Annotated in this window: 7 protein-coding genes and 1 pseudogene; all 8 read right to left on the reverse strand. The window is 46.2% G+C overall.

What is annotated here, in order from left to right; genetic code table 11:
- Positions 1 to 105 precede the first annotated feature (105 nt).
- Positions 106 to 774 (reverse strand): phosphoglycolate phosphatase, encoded by a 669-nt coding sequence (gph, locus tag FTU82_RS08920; protein WP_100329455.1) that lies wholly within the window; start codon positions 772 to 774, stop codon positions 106 to 108.
- Between the two features lie 78 nt (positions 775 to 852).
- On the reverse strand, positions 853 to 1,512 hold the full coding sequence (locus FTU82_RS08925; RefSeq protein ID WP_005095259.1) for an FHA domain-containing protein: 660 nt from the start codon (positions 1,510 to 1,512) through the stop codon (positions 853 to 855).
- Positions 1,513 to 1,574: 62 nt separating this feature from the next.
- On the reverse strand, positions 1,575 to 3,827 hold the full coding sequence (gene gspD, locus FTU82_RS08930; RefSeq protein ID WP_180101268.1) for a type II secretion system secretin GspD: 2,253 nt from the start codon (positions 3,825 to 3,827) through the stop codon (positions 1,575 to 1,577).
- Between the two features lie 38 nt (positions 3,828 to 3,865).
- On the reverse strand, positions 3,866 to 4,729 hold the full coding sequence (locus tag FTU82_RS08935; RefSeq protein ID WP_074383927.1) for a type II secretion system protein N: 864 nt from the start codon (positions 4,727 to 4,729) through the stop codon (positions 3,866 to 3,868).
- Entirely contained in the window at positions 4,729 to 5,472 is a 744-nt protein-coding gene (gene gspN / locus FTU82_RS08940; RefSeq protein WP_180101269.1) for a type II secretion system protein N, read from the reverse strand. The genes FTU82_RS08935 and gspN overlap by 1 nt, the downstream gene beginning before the upstream one ends.
- A gap of 181 nt (positions 5,473 to 5,653) precedes the next feature.
- Entirely contained in the window at positions 5,654 to 5,980 is a 327-nt protein-coding gene (locus FTU82_RS08945) for an H-NS family nucleoid-associated regulatory protein (RefSeq protein WP_167381258.1), read from the reverse strand.
- A 142-nt stretch (positions 5,981 to 6,122) separates the two neighbouring features.
- Positions 6,123 to 6,551, reverse strand: a complete 429-nt coding sequence (locus tag FTU82_RS08950; protein ID WP_180101271.1) for a thioesterase family protein — start codon at positions 6,549 to 6,551, stop codon at positions 6,123 to 6,125.
- Between the two features lie 51 nt (positions 6,552 to 6,602).
- A pseudogene (locus tag FTU82_RS08955) lies at positions 6,603 to 6,710 on the reverse strand (IS5/IS1182 family transposase); the annotation flags it as partial.

Raw genomic sequence — 6,710 nt, forward strand, 5'->3', positions numbered from 1 at the left:
GTTTTTCTCTTTAAATTGGGTTTACTCAGTGTATAAATAGACTTGAACTGAGCGACGCCATCGAAAAACCTGATCACTATTCATTTTATTTTCCTAACACCCTAATTAAGCAAGCAATTCACGTAGATCATCTACAATTTCTTGAGGATGACAGTCTGCTATATTTTCACCGTGATTATAGCCGTAGCTCACCACAATACAATCAATCCCGGCGCGACGTGCAGCCTCCACATCATTGGAAGAATCCCCGATCAGTAACACCTGTTCTTTCGTTACACCATACTGTTCGACACAGTGTAATAATTGACGCGGATGCGGTTTACGCTCGCTAAAACGGTCGCCACCAATGGTCTCGGCAAAATAATGTGCCATATCCAATGTCTCTAAAATAGCACAAGCAGGAAGCTCCGGCTTATTGGTGACGCAGATCAGGGTTTTGCCCTGCGCTTTGGCCCAGTCGAGAAACTTCAGAATTCCGGGAAATGGAACCGTGTCGACACAAGGATCAACATTATAAATATCCAGAAAAGTATTCAGCAGCTCCTGATGCTGTGCGGGTGTAACTTCACCGACCAGATGTAGCAATACACTTTCACAAAATATCGAGGTGCCCTTGCCCACCCAGGTACGAACCTGCTCTTCCGTGACCAAAGGCAATTGCAACACATTCAGGCTCATATTCATGGCACGATACAGGTCATGCGCCGAATCAACCAAAGTACCATCCAGATCAAACAAGATCAGTTCACGCTGTTCTAATTGTGCAATAGACATCCCGACCCTCTTTTATATTATTCGCAGCCACAAAAAAGGCATGCGCTGTGCATGCCTTGATTGTAACCAATCATCGGCTTATTTAAACATTACCCAAGCCATAATTGCCAAAATAATCAATACAATCACTGAAATCAAACCAACAGACACATTTTTCTGGGTTTCTTTTTCCTGCTCTACCCGTGACACAGGCTGCTCAACCGGCATTGGTGTAGGTTCTGGTTTCACTGCAGCAAGATCGACACCTTCAGGAATCGGCGCTGGTTTTGGAATCCCGACATGGGTTGGCATGCCATCTCGGGTCAGCTGGACTGAGGCATCTCGCTGTGTCAGTTCCGGTATACCCTGCTCATTCATTTGTTGTGCTGGCGTTGGTTCAGTCACTTCAACCTGTGCCACGACTTTTTCTGCCGTGGCTTCTATTTCTGCTGGAACTTCTACCGCAGCCACAGGCGCCAACACGGAAAATTTCAGGCTGGCAAACTGAACGATATCATCCTGTTTTAATAACGTTTCCTGTGCAATCTGCACATCATTGACGAAAGTGCCATTCGATGATCCTAAGTCCTGTACCCAGAGCGCATCATCTTTGAGCAAGAAAGCAGCATGTTTGCGCGAGATCTCTGCGGCCTGCAACACAATGTCTGCGGCCTGATGACGTCCCACCAGCATATCACGGTCAATGCTAATCTCTTGCCCTGTCAAGTCACCTGTAATCGCGTGTATTTTCCAAGTCATGAATTTACTTCTCTTTTCTCTTTGACATTATCATAACATGCTGTTTGTTCATGCTACATCACTTAGCTTTTCGGTCTAAGTGTTGTGGTGGTCACGGTATTTTTACGCTTTTCGACGTGTTGTCCGGGTTGTGACTGCAACACAGGCTCAATCGCGACAGGCGTGACTACCACAGCAGCTGACTGAGTCGGCACTGGAGCCGTCGGCACAGTTTGATAAGACGAATTTTGTAAAGGTGTTTTCGAAACCGGAATACGCTGTTGATAGACATCACCGACCTGTTCCGGCAGCTTGGCAAAATTACCATCAGCATCCAGGGCCAGTTGCAGACTATACAGTTGGCTATAACGTTGCTGGGTCAGTTTACTGACCTCATTTTTATCACCCACAATCGTTGGATGGATGAAGATCAGCAGATTACGTTTCTGATTAGATTTACCTTCAGAACGGAATAAACGCCCAAGACCAGGGATTGCGCCCAGACCCGGAACTGCCTGACGGCCATAACTGGTGTTATCCGAAATCAGACCACCCAGCACAATGGTTTGCCCATTTTCGGCCAGAATCGAAGTTTTAATCGCACGCTTGCTGGTTACCAGATCCTGCGCTTGTCCACGATCCCGATTAACAGCCGATACCTCCTGCTCCACTTCCAGACGCACCGTACCATCTTCACCAATATGCGGCACCACTTTTAAAGTGACCCCGACATCTTTACGTTCAATCGTGGTATAGGGATTGGCCACCCCAGCAGCGCCAGTTGAAACCGAACCTGTCACAAAGGGTACGTTTTCACCGACCACAATATAGGCTTCTTCGTTGTCCATAGTCACAATGGATGGCGTAGACAACAGATTGGACTTGGTGCTTTCTTTTAAGGCCTGAATCAGCGCACCATACAGACGGCGTGAACCATCACTGCCTTCACGATAATCACCAAGCACCAACGAAGTCCCAGCTCCCACGGTACTTGCAGCACCTGCACCACCGCCGGTGAGATAACCGGCTGCCACATTTTTTAGGCTGGTACCAAAATTATCAAAGTTAATCAGCCCGATACCGCTACTGATATCTCCCAAGGCCCATTGCACCCCAAGCTGATCGGCATCTGTACCTTCTACTTCGATAATGGCAGCTTCAATCAGTACCTGTTGACGGCGAATATCCAGCTGATTAATTGCTGATTCGATTTCCCGCATCAATTGTGGATCGGCCTTAACCACCAAAGAGTTTTGCGTGGCATCGGCAATAATACTCACCCCGTTTGCGCTAAAGCTGCTAATTCCACCCTGCTCGGCGTTCATGCCGGTATTCAACTGAATAGCGGAGGAAGTATTATTTCCGCTGGTGTTGCTACTGTTGTTATTGCTTAAACTGTTATTCGAACTCAGGGAAGATGAACCCGAAGACGTACCAGTGGAATTTGAACTACTGTTCACCGCCTGCCCTGTCACCAGTCCCTGCAAGATCTCTGCCAGATTCTTGGCACTGGCATATTTCAAACGAAAGACTTTCAAGCCGCCCAGACGGTCTGCCGCCGGCACATCCAGGGTTTCAATCATTTGACGCAGCCGCTTACGCGTCGTCGGATCACCTTTAATGATAATCCGATTGGTGCGGGTATCTGCGATGACACGTACCCGCGAACCACGCACATCTTTGGCTGCACCCGTGGCTGTCATGGACTCGATCAGCTCGATCATTTCCTCGGCCTGACTCGATTGCAGACTGACCGCTTCCATATCATTTTGACCGGTACCATCCAGATTACGAATGATGGTTTCCAGCTGATAAATATTATTGGCCCGATCCGACACGATCAGCGCATTGGTGCCCGGCACTGCTGCCAGATGGGCAAATTGCGGCATCAAAGGGCGCAGTGCTGGAATCAGATCATTCGGATTGGTATTTTCCAGCCACAATACCCGAGTCACGATCTGGTCACCACTGGCACGGCTTCTGGCATCATAGGGAATGCCCGAGCTTTTGACATTGCTGTCCGGTACCAGCTTGATGGTATTGCCCGAAGGAATCGCCACCACACCATTGACATTGAGCACACCTAAAAACAGGTCATAGACTTCATTTTTATTCAGTGCTTTATTGGAAATAACGGTAACATTACCACGCACCCGCGGATCGACTGCGAAGTTCTTGCCGGTAATGTCAGCCACTTCATTAATGAATGCGGTGAGGTCAGCATCCCGCAGGTTGATTTTCCAGGTTTGCGCATAACCCGCCGTACTGATCATTGCTACGAGCGGGGCGGCCACACAGCATGCCCATGCTGATCGATTATTATTAAATAAAGCCATAAACTTTTGTGTTTCCTAACCCTATGCGTGATGACACATCACTTCAAATCTTGTTGTATGGTCATCGTCTGATCACCACGTTTTATTTCGAGTTTGACCTGACCTTCACGTCGAGCCTGTTCCAGTAATTGCGCCTCGGTTTGCCCCTGCGATAGCGTCTGACCGTTTAAAGATAAAATCCGGTCTCCCGGTCTTAAACCGAGTCGATTACGCAGTGCAGCTGGTGTCCGGGAAGTGATTTCAAAGCCTCCATCCGACGCACTGACCCCCATATTCTGTAAATACTGATCCTTGTTTTCCTGCATCTGCTGGATTGCCCGACCGATTTCATTTTGCGCTGAAGGCAGATTTTGTGCTTCAGCTGCGCTATTCATAATCGAAGATGGAGCAGACATCGTATTAGATGCTGGGGTTGCCGGCACGATCGGCTGATTCAAGCCATTTTCCAGACCCTTGAATAACACTTCATGAGTGGCACCGGTTGCTCTGCGCAGAATGACCCGATCCCAATAGACCTCGGCCAGCTCAAAACCACTACTGCCCAGCATTTCTCCAACGCGATAACGATCCACCTGATCATTGACTTTCAGCACCGCAGAAGAGTTATAGCTTGGACTGGCAACCACCACGCCTTGCAAAAGAATATTGGCAGCTTCTGCTCCTGCCGCTGTTTGTCCACTTTCCTGAAACAGCGAAAATGCACTGATATTGGGGATTTGCGCCTGTTGTGAACCCAGTTCCACCCGATCCAGCTGCATAGCTTGAGGTGGTGCAATCAGCAACCAGAACATGGCCGCCAGTTTCCAGCATAAATATAGAATCAACAACAGCAACACGACAGGCGCAACACGATTGGCCTGTTTCAGATCGATATTTTTTAGATCGCCAAGAGAAATGGCCATTAGTTCAAGCCTCCCATTAGGGGTTGGCGGGTACTAATCACATAAGTATCCAGACCAGCTTTACCTTCATAGGAGGGTGCATTCATTAAAAAGCGCTGGGTGAGCTGGATATCGAGCATCAGACTGGGATCAAGCTTGATATTCAGCATACGTTGCTCTCGGTTATCCCGAACGTCGAGTAAGAGCTGTCCGCTCTCATCTGCCAGTTGTCCGGTCATGGCCGGTACATTCATACGTTCCTGACGCTGGGCAAAGCTATAAATCAGCTCACCCCCCGCCCATTGCATTTGCCCGGTCACCTGACTGAAGCCTTGTTCCTGTTTATATTTAAAATCCAGCTCTTTAAACTGAATAGCAGTCGCTGGCCATTGCCAGTCTGCCACTTTTTTTAAGGTTTCCGGCGCGAGCTGACCCTCAAGATTTTTGACGATCAAGGCTTTATTCAGCCCATAGCCCATGATCCCTGAAAGCTGAGTATTGCCGCTATGCAATTCAACATCTGCCCCAACTCGCAGCAACAGCAAGTCCAATGGCCGTACTTTCCAGTTCAGGCTGCCCCGTAAATTACCTTTTTTCCAGTCAGCACTGCCCTGCCAGATATTCCCGTTTACATTGTGCAAGGCCTGATTATTTTTATAAAATTTTAAAATCAACCAGGCAGCTGGCACTTGCAGGATCACAAAGACAAAAAACGCCACAAGCGCAAGGATGAACCATCTTAAAGTTTTAGGTTTATTGCTCATCCCACCACGACCAATATCTCAAGTCTAAATACCCATTTATAATGTTTTCCTTATACAGACACATTATGCACACTTTTTTCCCAACGCCAATTCATAGATATAAAAAAACCAAGCAATCATGCTTGGTTCAGCAATCTTAGACTGTCTGTATGACAGCCTAATGACGAGATCAAATCGAGGCTTAGATCAAGAAATCTTCAAGCTTGGCACCTTTGTCCAGCTCTGCCACCAACCAGCGCGGCTGCTTGCCACGACCCGTCCAGGTATCATCTGGGTTGCTTTTGCTACGATAACGTGGCTCTACCGATTTACGTGATGATTTCTTGCGTTTAGACGCGCCAAATTCAAGTAACTGTTCTACAGTCATACCTACTTTGTCAGCAACGGCCAAGATTTGCTGATAAGCATCTTCGATCTCTTGGTCTTTTTTTGAAGCAATCAGTGATTCTGCTTCGGCTTGTAAACGCTTTAACTCTTCTACTGATAAATGAGTAATATCTGGCATAATGCTCTCCGATTAAATAATATTAGTTGTTTTGTTAAATAATACCCCATCATATTTATATTAAATAAAACATTCAATATAAATATTTAAATCAATAACAATAAAGTTTAAAAATAATGACAAAATTAAATAATCAATTCATTTTTTAGATTTCATGTCCGGCTGTTAATTCAAGTGCTTCGATTTTCTTTCGGATATGTTCTGGAATTTGAGTTTTCTGCAGGGTTTTTTGATCAATACAAATAATAACCGCTTCAGAAGTTGCTACTATACTTTGCTGTTTTTCACTCCATAATAAATAATGCATGCGGAATGCACTATTTCGAATCTCTTCAATACGTGCTGCAATTTTTAAATGATCTGGAAAAACCACCGGTTTTAAATAATGGCACTGATTTGAAGAGACCACCGTAGAGACCGATTCATTCAGTAAATCCAATGCATTCAGATAAGCCAGACGTGCATTTTCTATGTAACGATAATACATGGCATTATTCACATGGCCCAATGCATCCATGTCTCCCCATGCCACGCTCTGTGCATAAACCACTGGATATTTTTGTAATTCTGACAGGCTTTGTTGCACAAAGATTTGAAATGCAAAGCGCCCCTAATTGAGCCAAATTTAAGGCGTAACTTGGGTAAGTGGTCGACCTAATTCCGTAAATCTGTTGAGGACTGCTACACGTGCATGAATTTCATTCACCTGACTAGGAAAGCTTCTTGCCATTAA

The organism is Acinetobacter sp. YH12151 (assembly GCF_013418355.1).
Taxonomy (GTDB): domain Bacteria; phylum Pseudomonadota; class Gammaproteobacteria; order Pseudomonadales; family Moraxellaceae; genus Acinetobacter; species Acinetobacter pseudolwoffii.

What these genes read in the sequence shown, in the direction of transcription:
- gph (WP_100329455.1), bottom strand. Translation starts at nt 774, where the DNA reads ATGTCTATTGCACAATTAGAACAGCGTGAACTGATCTTGTTTGATCTG.
- FTU82_RS08925 (WP_005095259.1), bottom strand. Translation starts at nt 1,512, where the DNA reads ATGACTTGGAAAATACACGCGATTACAGGTGACTTGACAGGGCAAGAG.
- gspD (WP_180101268.1), bottom strand. Translation starts at nt 3,827, where the DNA reads ATGGCTTTATTTAATAATAATCGATCAGCATGGGCATGCTGTGTGGCC.
- FTU82_RS08935 (WP_074383927.1), bottom strand. Translation starts at nt 4,729, where the DNA reads ATGGCCATTTCTCTTGGCGATCTAAAAAATATCGATCTGAAACAGGCC.
- gspN (WP_180101269.1), bottom strand. Translation starts at nt 5,472, where the DNA reads ATGAGCAATAAACCTAAAACTTTAAGATGGTTCATCCTTGCGCTTGTG.